General features: G+C 65.0%; 23 protein-coding genes. 16 read left to right on the forward strand and 7 right to left on the reverse strand.

From position 1 onward, the window contains the following. Positions 1–4 precede the first annotated feature (4 nt). Positions 5–3,073: a PAS domain-containing protein gene (locus tag NED97_RS04440; RefSeq protein WP_252489517.1), complete on the reverse strand. Its 3,069-nt coding sequence runs from the start codon at positions 3,071–3,073 to the stop codon at positions 5–7. Between the two features lie 167 nt (positions 3,074–3,240). On the opposite strand from NED97_RS04440, the gene NED97_RS04445 reads away from it, so the two are divergent. Then, positions 3,241–3,651, forward strand: coding sequence for an acyl-CoA thioesterase (locus NED97_RS04445; protein ID WP_252489518.1), 411 nt, complete (start codon positions 3,241–3,243; stop codon positions 3,649–3,651). Positions 3,652–3,677: 26 nt separating this feature from the next. Here the strand turns inward: NED97_RS04445 and NED97_RS04450 are convergent, their stop codons facing one another. The 3 genes from NED97_RS04450 to NED97_RS04460 form a co-directional block, all read right to left on the reverse strand. Next, positions 3,678–4,343 (reverse strand): class I SAM-dependent methyltransferase, encoded by a 666-nt coding sequence (locus NED97_RS04450; RefSeq protein WP_252489519.1) that lies wholly within the window; start codon positions 4,341–4,343, stop codon positions 3,678–3,680. Positions 4,344–4,355: 12 nt separating this feature from the next. Next, complete coding sequence (locus NED97_RS04455) at positions 4,356–5,255, reverse strand: thiamine-phosphate synthase family protein (RefSeq protein WP_252489520.1); 900 nt, start codon at positions 5,253–5,255, stop codon at positions 4,356–4,358. Between the two features lie 130 nt (positions 5,256–5,385). Continuing rightward, positions 5,386–5,811 carry a universal stress protein gene (locus tag NED97_RS04460; RefSeq protein ID WP_252489521.1) on the reverse strand — a complete coding sequence of 142 codons (426 nt, stop codon included), beginning with the start codon at positions 5,809–5,811 and terminating at the stop codon, positions 5,386–5,388. Between the two features lie 177 nt (positions 5,812–5,988). Here NED97_RS04460 and NED97_RS04465 point away from each other — a divergent pair, with 177 nt between their 5' ends. Next, positions 5,989–6,342, forward strand: coding sequence for a hypothetical protein (locus NED97_RS04465; RefSeq protein ID WP_252489522.1), 354 nt, complete (start codon positions 5,989–5,991; stop codon positions 6,340–6,342). Positions 6,343–6,393: 51 nt separating this feature from the next. On the opposite strand, the gene dcd is transcribed toward NED97_RS04465, so the two are convergent. Continuing rightward, positions 6,394–6,996 (reverse strand): dCTP deaminase, encoded by a 603-nt coding sequence (gene dcd / locus NED97_RS04470; protein WP_252489523.1) that lies wholly within the window; start codon positions 6,994–6,996, stop codon positions 6,394–6,396. 94 nt (positions 6,997–7,090) lie between these two features. Between dcd and pth2 the strand changes: the two genes are divergently transcribed. From pth2 to NED97_RS04495, 5 genes are all read left to right on the forward strand, one after another. Continuing rightward, a complete protein-coding gene (pth2, locus tag NED97_RS04475; RefSeq protein WP_252489524.1) occupies positions 7,091–7,429 on the forward strand; it encodes a peptidyl-tRNA hydrolase Pth2 in 339 nt (112 codons plus the stop codon). Between the two features lie 119 nt (positions 7,430–7,548). Beyond that, on the forward strand, positions 7,549–8,199 hold the full coding sequence (locus tag NED97_RS04480; RefSeq protein ID WP_252489525.1) for an alpha/beta hydrolase: 651 nt from the start codon (positions 7,549–7,551) through the stop codon (positions 8,197–8,199). A gap of 345 nt (positions 8,200–8,544) precedes the next feature. Next, positions 8,545–9,906 carry a tRNA pseudouridine(13) synthase TruD gene (truD, locus tag NED97_RS04485; RefSeq protein ID WP_252489526.1) on the forward strand — a complete coding sequence of 454 codons (1,362 nt, stop codon included), beginning with the start codon at positions 8,545–8,547 and terminating at the stop codon, positions 9,904–9,906. 563 nt (positions 9,907–10,469) lie between these two features. Beyond that, entirely contained in the window at positions 10,470–10,901 is a 432-nt protein-coding gene (locus NED97_RS04490; protein WP_252489527.1) for a zinc ribbon domain-containing protein, read from the forward strand. Between the two features lie 96 nt (positions 10,902–10,997). After that, positions 10,998–11,726, forward strand: a complete 729-nt coding sequence (locus tag NED97_RS04495) for a DUF2103 domain-containing protein (protein WP_252489528.1) — start codon at positions 10,998–11,000, stop codon at positions 11,724–11,726. A 72-nt stretch (positions 11,727–11,798) separates the two neighbouring features. On the opposite strand, the gene NED97_RS04500 is transcribed toward NED97_RS04495, so the two are convergent. Beyond that, positions 11,799–15,233: a hypothetical protein gene (locus NED97_RS04500; RefSeq protein ID WP_252489529.1), complete on the reverse strand. Its 3,435-nt coding sequence runs from the start codon at positions 15,231–15,233 to the stop codon at positions 11,799–11,801. Between the two features lie 352 nt (positions 15,234–15,585). Here NED97_RS04500 and NED97_RS04505 point away from each other — a divergent pair, with 352 nt between their 5' ends. Genes NED97_RS04505 through NED97_RS04525 form a run of 5 tightly spaced genes read left to right on the forward strand, consistent with a single transcriptional unit; the run spans position 15,586 to position 17,063 of the window. Continuing rightward, on the forward strand, positions 15,586–15,798 hold the full coding sequence (locus tag NED97_RS04505; protein WP_252489530.1) for a hypothetical protein: 213 nt from the start codon (positions 15,586–15,588) through the stop codon (positions 15,796–15,798). A 42-nt stretch (positions 15,799–15,840) separates the two neighbouring features. After that, positions 15,841–16,098, forward strand: a complete 258-nt coding sequence (locus NED97_RS04510; protein ID WP_252489531.1) for an eL43 family ribosomal protein — start codon at positions 15,841–15,843, stop codon at positions 16,096–16,098. 23 nt (positions 16,099–16,121) lie between these two features. After that, complete coding sequence (locus NED97_RS04515) at positions 16,122–16,256, forward strand: DNA-directed RNA polymerase subunit P (RefSeq protein WP_117365043.1); 135 nt, start codon at positions 16,122–16,124, stop codon at positions 16,254–16,256. Positions 16,257–16,260: 4 nt separating this feature from the next. Then, on the forward strand, positions 16,261–16,527 hold the full coding sequence (locus tag NED97_RS04520; protein WP_252489532.1) for a KEOPS complex subunit Pcc1: 267 nt from the start codon (positions 16,261–16,263) through the stop codon (positions 16,525–16,527). Positions 16,528–16,574: 47 nt separating this feature from the next. Further along, positions 16,575–17,063: a DUF2243 domain-containing protein gene (locus tag NED97_RS04525; protein WP_252489533.1), complete on the forward strand. Its 489-nt coding sequence runs from the start codon at positions 16,575–16,577 to the stop codon at positions 17,061–17,063. A gap of 5 nt (positions 17,064–17,068) precedes the next feature. Here the strand turns inward: NED97_RS04525 and NED97_RS04530 are convergent, their stop codons facing one another. Continuing rightward, positions 17,069–18,121 (reverse strand): iron transporter, encoded by a 1,053-nt coding sequence (locus NED97_RS04530; protein ID WP_252489534.1) that lies wholly within the window; start codon positions 18,119–18,121, stop codon positions 17,069–17,071. 148 nt (positions 18,122–18,269) lie between these two features. Between NED97_RS04530 and NED97_RS04535 the strand changes: the two genes are divergently transcribed. The 4 genes from NED97_RS04535 (at position 18,270) to NED97_RS04550 (ending at position 21,543) form a co-directional block, all read left to right on the forward strand. Next, positions 18,270–18,665: a prefoldin subunit beta gene (locus NED97_RS04535; protein ID WP_252489535.1), complete on the forward strand. Its 396-nt coding sequence runs from the start codon at positions 18,270–18,272 to the stop codon at positions 18,663–18,665. Continuing rightward, a complete protein-coding gene (locus NED97_RS04540; RefSeq protein WP_252489536.1) occupies positions 18,666–18,914 on the forward strand; it encodes a DUF3194 domain-containing protein in 249 nt (82 codons plus the stop codon). A gap of 298 nt (positions 18,915–19,212) precedes the next feature. Then, positions 19,213–20,523 carry a GTPase HflX gene (gene hflX, locus NED97_RS04545; protein WP_252489537.1) on the forward strand — a complete coding sequence of 437 codons (1,311 nt, stop codon included), beginning with the start codon at positions 19,213–19,215 and terminating at the stop codon, positions 20,521–20,523. A 315-nt stretch (positions 20,524–20,838) separates the two neighbouring features. Next, positions 20,839–21,543 (forward strand): SDR family oxidoreductase, encoded by a 705-nt coding sequence (locus tag NED97_RS04550; protein ID WP_252489538.1) that lies wholly within the window; start codon positions 20,839–20,841, stop codon positions 21,541–21,543. The last annotated feature ends 564 nt before the right edge of the window (positions 21,544–22,107 follow it).

The following is a 22,107-nucleotide window of genomic DNA, read 5'->3' on the forward strand; positions in this document are numbered from 1 at the left end:
TCTACTACTTCTCGGTCGCCTCGGGCAGCGTAAACGAGAACGTCGCCCCCTCGCCGGGCTCGGACTCGACCCGGATCTCGCCGTCGTGACGCTCGACGATCCGCTGGCAGAGTGCGAGGCCGATCCCCGTTCCGCTCCCCTCGTCCTGACCGTGGAGCCGCTGGAACACCTCGAAGACGCGCCCCTGATCGTCGGTGTCGATACCGATACCCTCGTCGCGGACCGACACCCGCCACCCCGAGCCGAGACGTTCGGTCTCGACGCGGATTCGAGGCGGCTCGTCGCCGCTGTACTCGATCGCGTTGTCGAGCAGGTTCTGGAACACCTGCCGCAACTGTTCGGCGTCGCCCTCGACGTGCGGAAGCGGGTCGGTCGCGATCTCGGCGTCGCTTTCGTCGATTCGAAGCTGCAGGTCCACGAGCACGTCGTCGAGCACGGCGTCCAGGTCCACGGTGTCGAACGGATCGCCCTGCGCTTCGACGCGGGAGTACTCGAGCAGGCCGTCGATCATCTCGCTCATCCGTTCGGCGCCGTCGACGGCGAACTCGATGAACTCCTCGCCGTCCTCGTCGAGGTCGTCGGCGTACCGGCGCTCGATCAACTGGAGGTAGCTCGAGACCATCCGGAGCGGCTCCTGGAGATCGTGAGAGGCGGCGTAGGCGAACTGCTCGAGGCGCTCGTTCGACTCCTTGAGCTTTCGCTGGTACTCCTTGCGCTCGGTGATGTCGGTGAGCGTCACGACGGCGCGGCTCACCTCACCGCGTGCGTCTCTGACCGGCATTCCGTGCTCCATGATGATCCGTCGCTCGTCGTCGAACGTGGTGATCTCGTACACGTTGGGGTCAGTGACCGCCTCGCCTCGAATCACCTGGGACATCGTCCACTCTTCGGGTTCGACCGGCTCGCCCGAGTCCGCCCACACCGCGGAATACTTTTCGTACTCCTCGACGGACTCCGCGTCGAAGACGTTCCCGCCCCAGATCTCCTTCGCGGTGTCGTTCGCCCTGCGCAGCGATCCGTCCGCGTTCGCGACGACGACGCCCACGGGCAGCACCTGAACCAGCGTCTCGAGTTGCTTCGTCTGCTTCTCCGCTTCGATCTCGGCTCGTTTGCGCTCCGTAATGTCGGTGAGTGCACCGGGGAACGTGTCGGGATTCCCGTCTTCGTCGCACTCGACGTGGCCGCGGGCGGCCACCCACTCGAGTTCGTCGTCGGCGTTCCAGACGCGATACTCGGACTCGTACTCGCCGCAGGTTTCGACGGCCTCCTCGATCCTCGCCTTCACGCGGTCCCGATCGACCGCGTGGATCGACGAGAGCAGCCGTTCGATCGGAACGCCCTCCCGTGCGTCCTCCGGATCGACACCGAAGGTCCGGGCGAAGGAGGCCCCGGTGACGAACCGGTCCTCGGGAATCTGCCACTCCCAGGTCCCGACCGCACCGGCCTCGGTTGCGGCCTCGAGCTGGGATTTGGCGTCGCGCAGGTACCGCTCGCGTTCCTTCTGCTCGGTGACGTCCTGGGCCATCGTCATCCCGGCGAACACGTCGCCGCGCTCGTCGGTGATCGGCAGCGCGTGGACGATCCACTCCGAGTCGGCGTATTCGAGTTCGACCGACTGTACCTCGCCGTTCAGTGCGGCCTCGAACGCGGGCTCGAGTGCCTCGGCGATCTCGTCCGGCCAGGCATCCTGTAGCTGATTCCCCTCGAGATCGTCCGGGTCGACCGGCAGTTCCTCGAACGCCTGGCCCGCTGCCAGCGTGTACTCGAGATCGTGATCGAACAGGGTGACGATCCCGTTCGGGAAGTGCTCGACGAGGGTGCGGTAGCGCTGCTCGGACTCCTCGAGCCTGCGCTGGGCCTCGACTCGCTCGGTGATGTCCTGGGACATGCCCATGGCGGCGAAGATATCGCCGCCGTCGTCGCGAACTGGGACGAAGTGGAACTGGTAGACCCTGTCGTCGATCGTGCGCTCGAACGTGGCGGTTTCGCCGTCGAGAGCGGCCTCGTAGTGCGGGGCGACGACGGCCTCGACCTCCGGCGGCAGCGCCTCGCGAAGAGGTTCACCCTCGAGATCAGCTCTCGTTACGTCCGCGTCTCCCTCCGGCGTGCCGCCGAAGGTGACGTAGCGGAGGTCCTCGTCGACGAGGGCGACGGCACCGTTGGGGAAGTACTCGACGAACGTCCGGTACCGACGTCGAGCCTTCTCGAGTTCTCGCTCGCGCTCCTTGCGCTCGGTGACGTCCCGGAAGTAGACGGAGAGACCGGTCTCGGAGGGGTAGGCGCGCACTTCGAACCAGCTGTCGAGCGGCTCCGGATAGTACTCCTCGAACGAGACGGTCTCCTGGTCCTCCATCGCGTGCTCGTAGGTCGGTTTAAACTCCCGATCGACCGCCTTCGAAAAGGCGTTCCAGACGTTCGTGCCGACCAGCTTTCGGTTCTCCGGGTTGATCAACTCGTGAGCGCGGTCGTTGAGGTAGACGAACTCCCAGTTCTCGTTGAGCGCGAAGAACGCGTCCGAGATGCGCCCGTGCACCGCCTCGAGTTCGTACCGCTCCCGTCGGTTTTCGATCGCCGTCGCGAGAACGTCGGCGACGCACCTGACGAAGTCGGCGTCCTGTTGTGTGAACTCGCGGTTCGTCGTCGTGTGCGCTCCCAGTACGCCCCACGCGTTATCGGACGGGCCGACGGCGGCGCTGATTCCGCTGTCGATATCGCGATCGGTGAGCGCCTCGAGCCCGGAAGACCGGCCCGCCGCTCGGAGTCCGCTGTCGACGATCGGATCGTCGGAGCACAGCGTCGCTCCGATCTGCGAGTCCGGATCGACCGGCACCGTCGCCGATCCGACGAGCCCGTCGCGCCATCCGACGCCGTATCTGAGGCGGAGGTCGTCGCCATCGAACTCGAGAAGCTCCGCGCGTTCGGTGTCGAGCGTCGCGGCGACGGCGGTCACGGCGTCGTGTAGCAACTGATCGAGATCGTCCGCCTCGAGTGCTTGCTGACTGAGTTCGGCGACGACTTCCTGCTGACGTACCCGTCGCTGGAGCGTCGCATCCGCGTCGGAAGTCGAATTCATTACGTTCAGTACTCACGGGCGGTCTGTAAGGGCTTCTATTTGTTTCTCGAGCTACGTCTTCGTTCGCCAATACGGATCACTGATTTCTAGACGGAGCCGGTCGACCAATCACAGAATCCCGCCGGAAACCGGTGTGTACTTCAACGAGACTCGGTTCGAGAAGAGATATGAGCGACGCATTCACCGTCGAGGTCCCCGTTCGCTATCGCGACCTCGATCCGATGGGACACGTTAACAACGGCGTTTACGCGAGCTACCTCGAGAGAGTCCGGATCGCCTACATCGAGTCCGTCCTCGAGAGCGGTGACGAGGAGTTCACGTCCGTCATCGCGAACCTCGAAATCACTTACCTGCAGTCGATCGAGTTCGGTGACGACCCGACCGTCTCGCTCACGGTCACCGAGCTCGGGAGGTCGAGTTGTACCACGGCTCACGAGTTCCGGGTCGACGGCGCGGTCGTCGCCACGGCGGAGACGACGATCGTCCACGTCGATCCCGAGAAGCAGGATCCGACGCCGATCCCGGAGCCGATTCGAGAGCGCATCCGCGAGTACGAGGGACTCGAAGCGTCGGCGTAGTCGCAGCTGACAGCGACCGCTTCTCCCTACGCGATCCGGCCACCCGTCAGTCTAACGACGCCGAAGACGTGCGTCTCGTCTGCGATCGCCGCCGACCGCTCTCGGAGGCGGGTGTGTGCGGTATCGATCTTCCGATCGAGCCGGAGATGCGGCTCGTCCGCGTACCGGAGTTTCGTCGTCGGCGGCGTCGAGAGGACGACGATCGCCCGGAAGACGGCGTTGACCGGCGGGGCGTACCACGCGTCGCTCCGGGCTGCGTTCGCGAGGACGACGTGACCGCCGGAGCCGACGAGGTCGCACCAGTCGTCGACCGCACCCGCGGGATCCTCGAGCATCCCGACGACGAACGTCGCGAGGATCGCGTCGACGTCTTCGTCGACGGGTGGCCGGGTCGCATCACCCCGCACGACGTGGACGTTGTCGTACTCGGCCGTTAGCTCGCGGGCGCGATCGAGCACCGGCCCGGTGAAATCGATCCCGACAACGGTCCCGTCGGGACCGACTCGCTCGCGGAGGAAGGGAAGATTCGCGCCCGTCCCACAGCCCATCTCGACGACGGTGTCGCCGCGCTCGAGTCGGCAGGCGGCGGCCGCCCGACGGCGAAGCGACGGGATGCCGGGCGTTCGGCGGGCGATCAGGTCGTAGAGGCGCGCCCAGCGGCCGTAGAACTCCTGGGCCGTTTCGTCGGTCATAGATACCACGTCTCAGAGTAGCGCTCGAATCGTATCCGCGACCGCCTCCGCGTCAGGTCCCAGCACGTAGATCAGAGGTTCGATCCCCACCCCGCCGGTCTGGTAGAGCACGGTCGCGTCGGGCTGTTCGTCGATCGCCGCGCCGACGCTCGAGGCGACGTCGTCGGACTCGTCGAACTCGGCCGTGACGTGTCCCTGCTCGGCCAGCTCCCCCAGCAGTTCGGGATCGTACCTGACGTTGATCGCCGCCGACGCGTCCGCGCCGTGACGGCGCGCCGAGAGCAACACCGTGGCGACGTGTTCGGAGACGCCGAACTCGGGGGTGCTCGGAACGGTCGTCTTCCCCTTGACGTCGAAGATCCGGCCGGGAACGCCGGCGACGTCGTCGACGTCCGCCGCGTCGGGCGTGCAGGCGACCAGGTTCGATCCGACCGCCGGAATCAGCGTGGCGAAGCCGCTCGCGTTCTCGAGCAGGCGAAGGCCGTGCCGGAGCGACGAGAGCACGCGCTCGCTGGTCCGGAGTTCGCCCTCCGGATCGTGGACGCGAAAGCTCGAGCCGTGGTCGGCGAGTTCCGGAACTGCTTCCTCGTGGAGCCGGGCGAGCAGGTCGCCGCCGGTCTCGAGCTCTCGGATCAACACTTCGATCTCGATCAGAGCTTGGACGGGCGTCATGTCGCCGCTCGCGAGGCCGTCGCCGAGTTCGTCGACGAGGGCGGTAACGCGCTCCTCCTCGGCGACGCGGTCGTTGATCGTCACGTCACCGTGGGCGTACTTCGAGACGGCGCTCTGACTGATTCCAAGCACCGTGGCAACTTCGCTCTGCGTGAGACCCCGTTCGCGGAGTTCGCCGGCGAGCAACGAACGGAGCGTCGGCAGGAACTCATCGACCACGATCTCTTCGACGAATTTCATCTCTCGAGTGGGGGTACGAACGCTGAGGGAATAACTTGTGGGTCCTGCGATGGCGCGCTCACCGCGGACCGGCGGCCGAATCGGTGCCCTCGGTTATCGCGCGGCCGAAACCGGATCGCGATCGATGAGCTCACCGAACGATCGTCACCGGAACGGGTGACCGTCGGGCGACGGTCTCGGCAATACTCCCGAGGAGGACCCGACTCACGCCGCTTCGGCCGTGGCTTCCGACCACGACGTGGTCGACCTCGTGTGTCTTCGCGTACTCGTTGATCGTTCGTGCGGGAGCTCCCATCTTCAGTTCCGTCAGGACGTCGCGTCCGTACTCGGCTGCCGTCTCTCGAGCGCTCTCGAGAAGCTCTCTCCCTCGCCTTCTGGACCACACGTCGATTTCGTCCGCGTAGATGTAGCCGTCCGTATTTCCGTACCAGTAGCTGGAGGGGTCGATCACGTGCAGAACGGTGACCTCCGCGTCCGGGAAGGACTCCAGTGCGTACTCGAGCGCACGATCCGACTGGGGGGAGTGGTCGAACGGGACGAGGACTCGCGAATTCATGCTATAAGTTAGCACTCGAGCGCACAAATCGGCGCCGGTTCGAAGGCACACGAATCGGCCGCGGTGACTGCCCTAGTGCGATGGTTAGGCGTACTCGGCTCGCAGGTTTCTCGAGCGCTCGGGCCGACGACACGACACACGATTTATACGCGTGTCGGCGAAAGGTACGCGAAACTGATGACCGATCGATTTATCGGACTCGTACTCGGCTCCGGCGTCGCGACGTTTCTCATCGTCGGCATCGCCGTCGCCGAACTCGCTCATTACGTGATCGGCGTCTCACTGCTCGTCGGTCTCCCCGTCGGTGCGCTGGCCGGAGCGATCGCAGTAGCCAGCGTCGCCACCGGGCTCTCCGAGGAGGCCCCGCCCCGTCACCGGCGTCTGACCGGCGGGTTCGCCGGCTTCAGCATCGGCTTCGCGATCGGCGCCGCCGTCACAACCGTGCTCCTGGAGTTCGATCTGAGTTCCGCGGTCGCGATGGGCGCGGCGGTCGGGTTGCTCTTCGGTATCTGGATCTCGAGTCGCGTGTAACGAGACGTTTCGGAACACGGCCCGTCTATCCCGTTCCGGCCGGTTCCGCTGTCAGTCCTCGCGCGAGAGCTGATCGCCGCCGAACTCGTCGTCGCTCTGGATCCGCGACGCCTGCGGGCCGTCCTGGTCCTGGTACTTCGAGCCGCGGTCGTTGCCGTAGGGGCGCTCGGCTTCGGTCTTGAGCTCCGTGAAGGTGAGCTGCGAGATGCGCATCCCGGGCGTCAGTGCGACGGGTGCCGACCCCAGGTTCGAGAGTTCGAGCGTGATCTGGCCGCGATAGCCCGGATCGCACAGGCCCGCCGTGGCGTGGACGACGACGGCGAGGCGGCCCAGCGAGGAGCGGCCCTCGACGTGGGCGATCAGGTCCGCGGGGATCTCGACGCGCTCGTAGGTCGTCCCGAGCACGAAATCGCCGGGATGGAGGATGAAGTCGTCTCCCTCCTCGACGATCGTTTCGCTGACGTACTCGTCGACCTCGTTCTCGGAGTTCGGGTGGATGCAAGGGATGTTCGTCCGCTGGAACTCGAGGAACTCACGTCCCAGTCGGAGATCGACGCTGGCTGGCTGGATCTGCAGTTCCGGATCGTCGAGCGGATCGACGACGAGGTCGCCGTCCTCGAGTCGCTCGAGGATGTCCGCGTCGGAGAGGATCATTACGCGGCCAGTTGCGTCGACCGTTCGTAAAAGTTCGTAAAACCGCTCGAACCGGATCACCGAGATTATAGACGCGCACCACGTCGGTGTCGCCATGAAACAGGCCATCGTCGCCCGCACCGACGTCGGCATGGGACAGGGAAAGCTCGCCGCACAGGTCGCACACGCCTCGCTGTCAGCGTACGAAAAGGCCGACAGTCAGTTACGGAGCCAGTGGAAGCAGGGTGGCCAGAAGAAGGTCGTGCTCAAGGGCGAGAGCGAACGCCAGCTCCACGAACTCTCGGCGATCGCCGACAGCGAGGGGATCCCGAACGCTGTGGTTCGCGACGCCGGCCACACCCAACTCGAGCCCGGTACCGTCACCGCGCTGGCAGTCGGGCCGGCCGCGGACGACCGCGTCGATCGGGTCACCGGCGATCTCTCGCTATTCTGACCGCCGAAATACCACTTCGTGACCCCTCGTGCTCCCGCTTTTCGTCACAAAAAAGTGGGACCGCCGCCTTCCTCGCCGGCTCACCAACGTCTTTTCCGCTGGAGCGCGTTCGCCACGGTATGACCGACGATCCGCACGCGAACCAGTCGATCGAACGCGCCGGAGCCGGCCTCGAGGACGCCTCCGCGGCGATGATTCTCGTCCACGGCCGCGGGGCGAGAGCGCGCGAAATGCTCGGACTCGCGAACGAGGTCGGACGCGAGGACGTCGCGTACGTCGCGCCCCAGGCCCAGCGCGGAACCTGGTACCCGAACTCGTTTCTGGCAGATCTCGAGGCGAACCAGCCCCATCTCGGGTCGGCGCTCTCGCTCGTCGGCGACGTCGTCGAGAGCGTCACGTCGGGAGACGGCGGAAGCGTGCCCCTCGAGCGGACGATTCTGCTCGGCTTCTCGCAGGGCGGCTGTCTCGCGACCGAGTACGCCGCCCGGAACGCCGACCGGTACGGCGGCGTCGTCGCGCTGAGCGGCGGCCTGATCGGTCCCGAGGGGACGCCCCGAGAGTACGACGGCTCGATGGAGGGCACCCCAGTGTTCGTCGGCTGCGGCGATCAGGACCAGCACATCCCGGTCGGTCGCGTCGAAGAAACCGCTCGCGTGTTCACGGATCTCGAGGCCGACGTGGAGAAGCGGATCTACGAGGGCGTCGGCCACACGGTACTCGAAGACGAACTCGAGTACGTGCGGGAACTGGTTGCGGACGTCGCGGAGTGACGCAGCGAACCCGTTCGGAAGTATTTCAGTGTCAGTACTTCTATCAATCACATCAGTGGCCCAAAATAATGGGGGGACGATTTGATTTCCAGCGAGTGAGTATCCGGAACCGGTAATGAACGCTCGATGTCCGGAATGCGACGATGGGTTCGGCGAACTACTCCAAAAGAACAGCGGCGACGGCGTCGTGACGGCGGATTTCGAGTGCGGTGATTGCGGACACGAGTGGTCGGCTCCGGTCTGACTGTTCGTCGTCCAGCTTCGGCCGGCGATCGATCCGAACGGAGGGTTCGGCGCCGAGAACGAACCGATTTACCGCCGGCGATCTAACGGTCGGCAACGAGCATGCGTCCAGCCCATCCAACGGAGCGGGCCGTCGGTATCGAACAGTACGTGAGCGACACCGACGGCGTCGGCGGTCGGTTGCGAGCGGAGGACGACCACTTTCGGGTGCGCGAACTCGAGCGTTTCGCGACGGAGCCCGTCGACGCGCCGACGGACGCCTATCCTCACCTCGTCTTCCGGGCGACTCTGCGCGGATGGGATACGAACGATTTCGCCTCCCGGCTGTCGGACGCGCTGGGCCTCTCGCGAGAGCGCGTCAACTGGGCCGGGACGAAGGATAAGTACGCCGTGACGACGCAGTTGTTCTCGGTCTACGGCGCGGATCCCGAGGACCTGCCCGACGTCGACGGTGCCGATCTCGAGGTCCTGGGTCGGGCCGGGCGCAACCTCGAGTTCGGCGATCTCGCGGGCAACGCGTTCGAACTCGCGGTCGGCGACGCCGAGCGGCCGGAGAACGCCGCGGCGATCACCGACGAACTCGCGCAGTTCGGCGGCCTCGAGCGGCGAGGCGACGCGAACGGCGACGAAGTGACGTCCGTCGGCGTTCCCAACTTCTTCGGCCAGCAGCGCTTCGGCAGCCGACGCCCGGTCACGCACAAGGTGGGCATCGAGATCGCTCGCGGCGACTGGGAGGGTGCGGTGATAGCCTACCTGGGGAATCCGACGGATGCGGAACCGGAGGGGACGCCGGCGGCCCGCGAGTTCGTCGAAGAGACCCGCGACTGGCAGGAGGCCCTCGAGCGGTTCCCGAACCGCCTGCGCTACGAGCGATCGATGTGTCACGCGCTGGCAGAGCGCGAGGGCGAACCCGGACCGGCGGACTTCCGCGCCGCGCTCGAGCGCGTCCCCTCGAATCTGCAGCGACTGTTCGTCCACGCCGCCCAGTCGTACGCGTTCAACCGGATGCTGAGCGAACGCCTCGAGCGCGGCCTGCCGTTCGACCGTCCGGTCGCCGGCGACGTCGTCTGCTTTTCGGATGCCGACGCTCCGGAGGGACTCGAGTTGCCCGATACGGATCGACTCCAGCGCGTCGACGAGCGCCGAGTCGACTCGGTGACGCGCCACTGCGAGCGCGGACGGGCGTTCGTGACCGCGCCGCTGGTCGGCACCGACACGGAACTGGCTGACGGCGAGCAGGGTAAGATCGAACGCGCCGTGCTCGAGGACCTCGATCTCGCGCCGACTGATTTCGACCTCCCCGGGGAGTTCCACTCGACTGGAACCCGGCGGGCGATTCTCGTTCGAACCGATCTGGAACTCGAGGACGAGCCGTTGACCCTGTCGTTCGCCCTGCCGAAGGGATCGTACGCGACGGTCGTGGCGCGGGAGTACCTCAAGGTCGATCCGGTGGATCTCGGCTAGTCCCGACGGTCGAGACTACGGGTTTCGAGCGGCACGCTCTCGGGCCGCCGATGCTGTCCGCGTAGAAGGCAGGATGCGTTGGCAGGGACGACCACTGTGTATGGCGCAGTTCTTAGTGCGGGTTGCGCCCTGCGCACTCCTCGCTAACGGTCGGACGAGAATACGTCTACTCCCAAACTGTGTTGGAGTCGACGAGCAGCGCTCCGGATCCGCTATCCGAACGGCGTCGACACTCGCGTGCAAACGTTCGGATGTGGCGGTTCGAGAACGTCGGAGTCAGAGGAATCGAAGACGACTCAGTCGAGCAGTGGTGTGTCAATAGGTTGCTCCCTCACCGACCTGCCTACCCCCTCTGATGTCCGACAGTTGCAAAGAATTATTCGCGCGATATAAGTGAATTGTTTTGTCGAGTAACCGAATCATTCAACACGGATAATCAGCGATTTCCGTAGCTTCGGCTCGTACACACTCGAGGCCGTCCGTCCGAGGTGTTCGCTGCTCCCGCACTGTTGGATCCGCCAGCCGCTGACAGCTTTTTCTCCGTTCGGGCACTTCACTCGAGTATGCGAAGCAAACGTCTGCAACGCGAGATCGACGATCTCGTCGAACGGGGCTGGAAGATCGAAGACGAGGGCCGAAATCGCGTCGTGATGATCGATCGGGAGTTCGGCTCGGTCGCCTCGCACATCCTCGTCGCGGTCCTGACGATCTGGTGGACGATGGGGATCGGAAACGTCCTCTGGGGGGCGTACAATTACGTTTCGAACTCGCGCCGACAGGTGCTCTGGGAGCGGACGACGGGCTGTCCGAACTGCGGGGCCGACGTCGCCGAGGACGCCGCGTACTGTCCGTCCTGTGGCGCCGACGTCGAAACCGAGATCGCCGACGAGACCGCGGTCGCCTGCCCGAACTGCGAGGCGGTCGTCTCGGCGGGCGCCCGGTACTGTCAGGCCTGCGGAACGAAACTCGCGGACGCGACGGGAACGTCGAGCTAGCCGCACCGGACGTGAACCCCCTCGGCTCGTTCCGCTTGTAGATCCGGCCGGTCGAAAAGCACGTCCGTTTTACACCCGTGTGCCGAATCGCTGACTATGGAGTGTCGCCACTGCGCCTCGCCGCTCGAGAAACCCGGCGACTTCTGTCTGGTCTGCCGGGAAGAAAACACGGAGGCGATCGTGTTAGCGGCGGGACGCGACCGGGCGACGATCACGATGCTCGCCGGCGACGACGTCGACGATCCGGTCATCGGCGAGACGACGATCACCACGACTCCCGAGGACGGCGAGAACGAGGTCGTGGAACTGCGGAACTTCGCGGGCCTGCTCGGCGACGAGATTCGCCGAAAGCGTCCGGAGGAGGTCTACGCCAGCGGCGAGCGGGCGGTGATTCGCGCGGTCAGATCCGACGTCCACTACCCCTTCTACCGCGTCGACGACGAGGATCCCGTCGAGACGGTGCTCGAGCGCCGGGGCAACCGCGCGCTCGAGGTGGTCGAGACCCCGCCGGCGGAGAAGATCGGCGGCAGCCACACGACGCTCATCGGCGGGCGAACCGGCATGCGAGCGATCCACACCGTCGCCGATCACCCCCACGTCAAGAAGGTCATTCCCGGGCCGATCGACGCGGGCGGAAAGGGATCCCAGTCCGGACTCCGCGCGAAGGTGACTCGAGCGGACGACGGCGGGAACGTTCGGATGCTCATCCGGGACGGCTCGAGCGTCCAGGAGAATCGGGTCGTCACCACGGCGCCGAACCGGGAGCTGGGCGAGCGCATTCGCGAGGATCTGAACGACGTGCTCTCCGAGTCGGAGTTCCAGTAGGCCGGAAATCGTTTCGCGGAACGGAAGGCGTCGGCGAATCCGAAACTCGCTCGGCTTCGTCGAGATCGAAAATTACGGCGACGACGACTCTTCTTGCGGCTCTTCGGGTGGATCTTCCGACGTGTCCTCCGGTTGTTCTTCCGGCGACTCCTCCGGTTGGCCCTCCGGAGGATCTTCCGGCGTATCCTCGGGAAATTCTTCCGGTGGATCTTCGTCAGAATCCTCCTCGGGTGGATCGGCTGGTGGTTCCTCACCCGGCTCTTCGGACGGCCCCTCTTCTGGAGGCTCTTCCGGCGGTTCGTCTTCGAGGGGCTCGTCGGCCGGTTCCTCCTCCGAACCGGGATCGAGTACCGCGACCTGGACCGACGCGTCGTCGTCCTCGCTGCGCACGGTCACGTCGAGTTCGCCGACGTCTCCGGACCGGGTCTGATACGCTAGCGTCACGGTTTCGCCGTCCCCGTCCGCGAGTTCGACCTGTTCTGCGTCGACGGCCTGGTTCGGACCGACGTCGAGTGTGATCTCCTGGGACGCCGCGGCGTCGCCGACGTTTTCAGCCTCGACCGTCACCTCGAGGGCGTCGCCAGCGGTGACGGGGTCGGTCGCCTCGAGGATATCGACCGAAAGTTCCGGTTCCGGGTCACGGTATTCGCCGGCGGAGTCCGTTTCGGCCCGGAGCGTGTCGTCGTAGAGATACCGCTCGAGGTCGACTACCCAGACGAGACGCTCGTCGTCGGTCTCGGGCGTCCACCCGACGGTGAACGAGTGGGTCCCGGGCTCGAGTGCAGGCGGTTCGTCCGCCGTCGTTCCCGCGACGAACTCGCCGCCCAGCATCTCGAGGGCGTTCGGATTCTCGTACTCGAACGTGACCTCAAAGTCGTCGCTGGTGGTATCTGTTACGTCTTCCAGGGTAATCGTCGGTCGGTCGGGGCGACGTTCGTCCACGCAGTCCTGTGGATTGCTTTCGCGGAGTTCGTCCGGTTCGTACAGGTTGACGATGACCGACCCGATGGTCGACCCGAACCCTTCGTCCGCCAGCTCGACGGCGACTTCGTCGTCGGTTCGATCGGCAATCCGGTTCTCCCCGCCGATCTCGAAGCGAACTGTCCCGGAAAACGGTGCGTCGATTCCGTCGCCGACCGTGAGCCCCGGGTGTGCGTTGCCGACGCCTGCCGAGTCGACGAAGAGCGTTTCGACGGAGATGCCGTCGCCCTCCTCGAACGCGCCGGCGACTGCAGCCCGCGTGCAGTCGGTGAAGTCGAACTCGAGTTCCTCGTCGGTAGTTCCGCGGACCAACACCGTTCGGTCGTCCCCGGCGACGGCGCTCTCGACCCGCACCGGAAACTCCTGGTCGTTCTCGACGAACGCCGTCTCGAAACTCATCTCGACGGTTTCGACCTCCCCGGGCTCGAGCCGTACTGAATCGGTATCTTCGACCGTCGGATCGTGACCGACGACGAACTCGAGGTCCTGCGTGACTGCGACCGCACCGGCGTTCTCGACTTCAGCCGTTGCCTCGAGGACCGCCCCTGCGGCGACGGGATCGTTCGTCTCGGTGATCGTCACGTTCACGTCCGCGCCGTCCGTTCCGATCACCTCGACGTCGCGGACGGCCGCGTCGTCGTCACCCCCGACGCGAACGGGGAACTCCTGGGTTCGCCGGACGACCGCCGTTTCGAACTCGAGACCGACAGTTTCGGCCTCGCCGCCGTCGACCGTCACCGACCGGGAATCGACGAGCTGAGGGTCGTGGCCGACGACGAGTTCGATCTCCTGCGTCGTCGCCGAATCCGCGTCGTTCTCGAGCTCCGCGGTCACCTCGAGGAGATCCCCCGTAGTGACCGGGTCGTTCGTCTCCAAAATCGTCACCAACAACGGCGGCCCGTCGACGTAGACGAAGACGGGAACTTCGTCCGCGTCGCCCTCGAGTTCGACCCGCGCCGGGAACTCCTGATCCGTCCCAACGAGCGCCGTCTCGTACCCCATCGTGACCGTCTCGGTTGCGGCCGGTTCGATCGAGACGACCGCCGTATCGACCACGTCCGGATCGTGACCGACGACGAGTTGCGCCTCGCGACGGAGTTCCGAGTCGCGGCCGTTCTCGAGTTCGGCGGTGACCTCGAGGAACTCGCCCGTCCGGACCGGCGCGTTGGTCTCGACGATCGTCACGTCCAGCGCGACGTCCTCAATTCCGATCACTTCGACCGTCCGTTCGTCGGCGCCGCCTTCGGTTTCGACTCGCGCGGGGAACGTCTGGGTTCGCCTGACGTCCGCGGTGGTGAACTCCAGTTCGACCATCTCGGTGTCGCCGCCGTCGACAGTTATCGACCGACTGTCGACCAGTTCCGGGTCGTGACCGACGATCAGGTCCACGTCCCCCGTTCGCTCGGAGTCGGTCGCGTTTTCGACCGTCGCGGTCACCTCGAGGACCTCGCCGGCGTCGACCGGATCGTTCGTCTCGGTGATCGTCACGTCCAGGACGTCGTCGGGCTCGTCGCGAACCTCGTCGATCACCCACGGATTCTCGGACGCGACGACTCCGTCCTCTCCGATCACCCAGACGACGATCGGACAGGTGTGACAGCCTCCCTCGAGTTCGATCGCCGCCGTGTCTTCGGTTCCCCCGACGTCGGTCGTCTCCAGTACGGTGTCCGAGTGACCGAGCCACCAGACGACGCGCTCGAGCGCGCCGTCGGGATGGCTCACGTCCAGTTCGAGTTCGGTCGGTTCGCCGCGGACCACCTCGAGCGAGTCGTCGGCCGGACGGTGCGCGTCGAGGGACGGGGCTGCGACGCCGGTTTCCGTCACGTCGATCGTCCACGCCGTCCGGAGCGTTTCGTCGTCGGCGTCGACGGCCGCGGCGATCTCGCGAGTTCCCGGCGACTCGAACGTCTGTTGCCAGTAATCGGCACCCCGGTGGCCGTAGTACGCGCTGTACCAGGGCCCCATCGACCAACCGACGTACTCGCCGTCGACGAACCACTGCGTTCGGCCGCCGTACTCGCCGAGCGCGTCGGACTCGACCTCGAAGAGAACCGACGTCCCCGGTTGAACCGCGATCTCCCGGTCCGGCGTCGTCTGCGCGGGATCGAGACCGTCGACGGCGAGTACGTCGACCGTCCGCTCGTCCGCGTCGTCGTCGGTTTCGACCCGTACCGTTACCCGATCGTCTCGTTCGACCGGATACGTCCGATAGCCGCCGAGGTCGAACGTCTCGGTTTCGCCGGCGTCAACGGTCGTTCTGCGACCGCCGCGTCGATCCCCGTCGACGAAACTCTCGACCGTCGGTCGTGCCGACGTCGTGCCGGTGTTTTCGAGTTCGACGGTCACCTCGAGCAGCGCGCCGCCCTCGACCGGGGCGTTCGTCTCGAGGATCCGAACTTCGATCCTCTCCTCGTTTTCGAGAACGTCTCTCACCCGGTTCGCGAGACCCCGTTTGATCGCTTCCACACTCCCCGTAAGCGTCGCGGCCAGGCTTCCCCCGGCAGCGAGATACTTCCGTCGCCGCATATTCGAACGAACGCCAGCCAAAACCGTAATACATTGTCACGACCGCGCCTAGTGTCATTACTTACTACTACGATGGAGTGAAAATATGATTCCTCATGTATTCGTCTCGAAATTCTCTCTTGGGGTACAACGGACGGAAATCGGGTGCCATCCGGTAGTTCGATCGAAAAATGAACGGTCGGTCACAGGTATACCGCCGGCTGGAAGTCAGTGTAGTGGCATCCGCCGCGACCGTCAGGCGAATCCTACAACAGTTACAGCCGGCGGTATACTCTCACGATCCGATGGAAGCGACAGTCTCTGCTGGTTCTCAGCCCCTTATCCGGACGGCTGTAATTAGATATAATTAGCTATGCTCGAGCGCGCCGACGCGGTCCTGGCTGCGATTCCGCTGCTCGCGGTGAGCGGACTCGCGCTTCGATCGCTGATCGCGGTAACTGGCGTCGGGACGGGACTGCTCACCGCACCGCTCACTGCCTTCGGTCCGTTCGTCGCACTCGCGCTCGTCTTTCGCGAACTCCTCGTCGGTCCGGTCGCCGAACGGTCGGAAGACGACCCGCCGTGACTCAACAGGTTTAAGAATCAGGTGGCGATAGATAGCGGTACTATGGCCAATCAAGGAATCGGCAGCGCGGGCCGCTTTGGCGCACGCTACGGTCGCGTCGCTCGACGCCGTGTCAGTGAGATCGAAGACGACATGGAGAACGCCGAGGTCGACGGTGACGACGTCACCCGCATCGGTACCGGCATCTGGAAGAACGAGGAGACCGGAGAGGTCTTCACGGGCGGTGCCTACCGTCCGGAGACCCCCGCCGGCCGAACCGTCCAGCGCTCGATCCGCGCCGCGCTGGCCGAAGACGAATAACGACGTCTCTCACTCTCTCACGCATGAGCTACAAGTGCTCCCGCTGTAAACGCGACGTCCAGATCGACGAGTACGGCGGTGTCCGCTGTCCCTACTGCGGTCATCGCGTGCTCCTGAAAGAACGCAGCCGCGACGTCAAGGAAGTCGACGTCAACTAACGCCGTGGATTCTCACGACGCGACGCTCGAGTTCGAGTACGAGACGCCGTCTCGCGCCCGACTCGTGGCCGAGAGCGTCGCCCGTGAGATCGGTGAGATCGACGACGAGCGCTCGCGAACGAATATCGACCGCGACGGCTCGGTCGTCCGACTCGAGATCGACGCTGCCGACGTGGTCGCGCTGCGCGCGGCGTTGAACACCTGGTTCTCGCTGATCGACGTCGCCGAACGAACGGCCGATATCGGCGACGCCGTGCGGTCGAAGACGTAGCAGTCGTCGGCCGATCGTTTTTCCTCGCGGCCGTCGAGAGTGACAGTATGACGACGGACGCCGGAACGCGACGCCGTCGACGGCTCCTGATCGCCGGCGGAACGGTCGGATTCGGATTCGGAGCTATCATTGACGTCGTGATCTTTCACCTCACGATACAGAGCCACCACCTGTTGTCGGGGTTCTACGATCCGTACAGTCTCGACGGCCTGCGGACGAACGTCATGTTCGACGGGCTCTTCTTGCTGCTCATGCTCGCCGTCGTGGGGATCGGTCTCGGACTCACCTGGCGGCTCGTCAACGGAACCGACGCGCGATTCTCGACGCGCTATCTCGTCGGTTCGGTCGTCCTCGGTGCGGGTGCGTTCAACGTCTTCGACGGTGTCGTCAGCCACTACGTGCTCGACCTCCACAACGTCGTCCACGGCACCGAAGCCTGGAACCCTCCCTGGCTCGTCGTGAGCGTCGTCATGCTCGCGCTCGGAGTGCTCCTGCTTCGTAGCGCCGACGGCGCCATCGTTTCCCAACGGACCTGAGGAGGCTACTCGAGGTCGACGCCGACCGTCACCGAATCGACGTCGAGAAACGCCGTCTCGTATCCCTCGTGACGTGATACCTGCGGCGGCGCGTCGACGGAAACGGTGATCTCGTCGGCCCGCTCGAGCACCTCTCGCTCGATAGCGGCCCCGTAGTGATGTCCCAACGCGGCGTCGAGCCGTTCCCGGAGCGAACCGCTGCGTACGGATGTTTCGTCTCGGTCGACCGTGATCGAGAGCGACGCGAACGGAAGCGGATACCGGTTGTACCGCGTCCGCGGGGCCACCGCGAGGACGTCGTTGTCATCGTCGGTTCCGGAGGCATCGATAACGCCGCAGGCGAACTCGACGTCGCCGCCGGTCGCGGAACCGATCCACGCGTCGGCGACGGTCTCGAGGCGGTCGTCCTCGCCCGCATCGTCCATCGGCTCGACCGCACCGGCGTCCCCGCGGCCCTCGTCCGCGTCGATCAGTCGGCGCTCGAGGGTCTCGATCTCGTCCGCGTCGTACTCGAACTCGAGGTCGACAGCCGTCGCGCTCGCGAGCCGATCGGCGGCCGCGTCGGGTACTGCTGCGCTCGTCGGCTCGACGCGGACCGTCGCGACGTAGCGTCCGTCGCCGTCGAGCGGGACGTTGTCGCCGTAGTGAAACCCCATCCGCTGGGACAGCATCGGCCAGAGGGTGCGCTCGTCGACCGGTTCGCCCCGGCGCCGGATCGTCGTCGTGACAGACGTCGGAACGACGATTCCGGTTTCGGCGTCGTGGACGCTGGCCATCAGGTGAACCGCGTGGTAGTCCCGGACGTCCGCACGGGCGCGTTCGGTTCCGGACACCGTCCAGAACGAGTGCGGACGGGTCGCTGCGAGCGAAACCGTCCGACCGTCGACGGTCGCGGTTCCGTACGCCGTCATCCCGTCGACCTTCGGCGGCACGTAGACGCCCTCGGGCGGGTCGACGACAAGTTCTCGCCAAGCGTCCTCCCGCTCGAGCGTCTCGAGGCAGCCGGCCGACAGCGAAAGCACGAGTCCGCCGGCGGCGAGCGCGTCGCGGCGTCGCATTCACGGTAGCCACACCGCCGACCCGTATAGTCGTGCAGGCTGCACGCCCAACCCGCGGGAACGGACCGACGAGAGCGGGTCGATCGGGCCGGTTTCGTCGCGAGTGACAAAGCTTGGCTTTATCAGTCCGGAGGGCTACGGTCGAAGTATGCAAGGAAATCTGCCGCCGGAAGCGCAGGAGAAAATCGAACAGCTTCAGGGTCTGCAGGAGACCGCACAGGAAGTCGCCGTCCAGAAGCAGCAGGCGGAGACCAGCCTGAACGAAGCCGAGGGCGCACTCGACGAGCTCGAGAACGTCGACGAGGAAACCACGATGTACCGGAACGTCGGCGAGCTCTTCGTCGAGACCGACTACGAGACGGCTCAGGACGCCCTCGAGGACAAGGTCGACTCCCTCGAGATCCGCCTCGAGACCCTCGAGAAGCAAGAAGAGCGCGTTCAGGATCAGTTCGAGGACCTCCAGGAGGACCTCGAAGAGCTGATGGGCGGCGGCATGGGCGGCGGCCCAGCAGGCCCGGGCGGCCCGGGCGCAGGCGGCGCGTAAATGACAGGCGATGAGCCGACGGACGAGGAGATCGTCCAGACGGCCTCCGACGCCGCGGAGGGGCTCATCTTCTCCCGGTACAAGCAATCAAACGTTCGCGACTACGACGTTACGGTGACCTTCGAGGAGGGCGTCCTCGAGGTCGACGTCTACCTGAACGCTCCCGAGGACGGGGCCGACCCGGAACGGGTCGCCGACGACGCCGCGCTCGCCGCGCGCGAGGCCGTCGACGAACTGTTCGGGGAGTGAGGAGCGTTCGACCCGCTTTTCGTCGACGACTCGAGTTAGTAGCGACGGCGTTCGTCCGAACTCGCGCACTGTGTCGCCGTGTAGCACACCTGCACAACCGATTAGTACTACGTTCCGGAATACACGGTCACAGCCATGGAGATCCTTTTCGTTCGGTGAGTCGGGCTCGCTCTCGTCGTCCAGCGGGCGACGGTTCAGCCAGCGCGACGCACTCCGCCTCGTCCACGGTTCGAACGGTCCGCCGCGGACTCGAGCCGAAATCGCGCACCGTACTCGAACAGCGACCATCGAACGCGCTATGTCACCATCAGTAAACACGCAGCCGTCGAACGCGGTACTCGCGAAACGTTCATCGAACACACCCGTCGAGACCGACGAGATCGAGCGTCTCGTCCGGGCAAACGGGGACAGCGTCGTAGCGGAGGTAACGCAGGTCGGCCCGGACGACTCCGGAACGTATCTCGGGCGAGGGAAACTCGACGAACTCGCCGCCGTCGTCGAAGACCGGGAGGCGGGTCGCGTCGTCGTCGACGGCGAACTCACGCCCGACCAGCACCACACCGTCGAGCGCGCGATGCCCGACGGGACGGTCGTGGTCGACCGCTACCGGCTCGTTCTCGAGATCTTCGAGAGCCAGGCCGGGACCCGGCGGTCCCAGCTCCAGGTCGAACTGGCGCGCCTGCGGTACGATCTGCCGCGGGTAATCGCGGCGGCGGACGAAGGAATGCTCAACAAACAGACCGAGAAGGGATCCCGCGTCTACGACGTGGAAACGCGAATCGATCGCCTCGAGGGGAAACTCGAGGAGCTTCCGGACCCGGCCGACCAGTTCCGTAAGCGTCGTCGGGAGGAGGGGTTCGACCTCGTCACGCTGGCCGGCTACACCAACGCCGGCAAGTCGACGCTGTTGCACCGCCTCGCCGACGAGATGTCCCTCGACGAGACGGCGACGGATCGCGACCCCGGCTCCGAGAAGGACGCGACCGCGGCGATCGAGGATCGGCTGTTCGAGACCCTCGAGACGACGACGCGGCGAGCGACCTTCGAGGGCCGGCCCGCCCTCGTCACCGACACGGTCGGGTTCGTCGACGACCTGCCACACGACCTCGTCGAATCGTTCAGTTCGACGCTGTCGGAGGCGGCCGCGGCGGACGTCGTCGTCCTCGTCGTCGACGCGAGCGATCCCCTCGAGACGTTCCGCGAGCGACTCTCGGTGTCGATCGACGTGCTCGAGGCCCAGGACGTCGACGAGGAGCGGATCGTGACGGTGCTGAACAAGGCCGAGTCGCTGTCCGACGCCGAGCGCCGGCGCCGGTACTCGACCGCGACGGATCTCGTCCCCGAGCCGGCGGCCGACCCGATCCTCGCGAGCCTGCTCGAGGGGACGAACTGCGACGCGCTCCGGTCGGCGATCCGGGAGCGGTTCCCCGAGGAACGCACGACGCTTCGGCTGCCGAACAGCGACGACGCGATGTCGCTGGTGTCGCGGGCCTACGACCGGACGACCGTCGAGTCGATCGACTACGAGGGGGAAACGGTCGAGATCGAGTGTCGCGGCCGGCCGTCGGTGCTCGAGCAGTTTCGGGGGAGGGCCGAGGAACTCGAGTAGGATGACGGCGTTCGGTACCGCCGTTACGTAGAGAGTGCGAACGTAACGCTGTTACTACTATCTGATGTTAGTGATTTTTCTGAACCGTGCCAAAGAGAAGGCGTGTCGGTTATAGCACTACCGCTACCTGCGCCCAAAGAATCGACACGAACAGCGTATAGTAGCCGCTGAAAGTCGGTGCACACCCGATCGCACGACGGCTGTGCGATCGGTGTGGAAACCGTTCCCGTTGGTACTATAAAAACGATGAGAGGAAAACTTGTAGCGGGTGCGTGCTGAGAGTGTTTTTATGACCACGGCCACGTTAGTCGTTGTATGGCTGATAAGAAAGTCGCAGTAGTGACAGCGGCGGGAAGCGGTATCGGGGAGGCCTGTGCTCGGCGACTACGCGAGAATGGATACACGCCGGTTCTGTTGTCACGGTCAGGGAGCGCCGTTGAGGTTGCGAACGAACTCGGCGGAGACGGGTTCGAAGGCTCGGTGACCAATCCTGATGACTTGGCAGCCCTCGTCGAGACGACGCACGAGCGCTACGGGCGTATCGATGCGGTGGTGAACAACACGGGTCACCCGGTGTCTGGCGACCTTCTTGGAATCTCTGACGAGGAGTGGCACGAGGGGCTAGATCTCGTTCTGTTGAATACCGTCCGGATGGCGCGACTCGTCACGCCCATCATGGAAGAACAAGGTCACGGGTCCATTGTGAATATCTCCACCTTCTCGGCATTCGAACCGTCGAGTGAGTTCCCCGTGTCATCGGTGCTTCGGGCTGGACTCGGGAGTTTCACCAAACTCTACGCCGACCAATACGCAGCGAACGGCATCCGAATGAACACGGTTCAACCCGGATTCGTCGATAGTTACGACGTAGACGAGGAAACGAGAGAGCGAATCCCAATGGGACGACCGGCACAAACCGCAGAGATTGCAGACGCAGTCGCGTACCTTCTCTCACCTGCGTCAAGCTACGTCACCGGCCAGAACATCCGCGTCGATGGGGGGCTTACAGCGTCCGTCTAGACGCCACAGGTTCTCCCGCGTCTCGTTCTGTAGCAACCGTCCGCCGCGTTGACTACACCTTTTCTCAGTACGGTAGTACCGGGAGGTATCTGTAAAATCGGTTTCCGCACCGTTACCTACTCGGTCTGTACGTAACGCTGCGTCTTCTCGAGTTGATCCAACTGTCTTACTGCTGTATTCGGAGGAGGAGTGAGAACTCGAGTGTCCTGCTCAGACTGGCAACAGGGAATTTCCACGCCCTCCCCAGCCGACTCGTTCGCTCACTCGTCCCTCGCACACCGCCGTCGATCGGTTCTCGCTGTCGCTTAGGGTTCCTCTTGGTCGCCGTCTGCTCACGGGTGCGGAGCACCCGTTCACATAGGCCGAAGGATGCGGAGCGTCCTTCGCTATTCGCCTTTCGAGGTGTTCGCAGGTTCGCACCTCGCTACGCTCGAACGCGAATCGACAGCGCGCGCCACGGCGACGTGGCTCGGTTGATCCGAAACGGTCCGTAGCTCGGTTACAGTACCAATTAAAACGATTTACACACCGATCGCCAGCCGTCGTGCGATCGGGTGTGAATTG

Origin of the sequence: Natronococcus sp. CG52 (genome assembly GCF_023913515.1) — an archaeon.
Taxonomy (GTDB): Archaea; Halobacteriota; Halobacteria; order Halobacteriales; family Natrialbaceae; genus Natronococcus; species Natronococcus zhouii.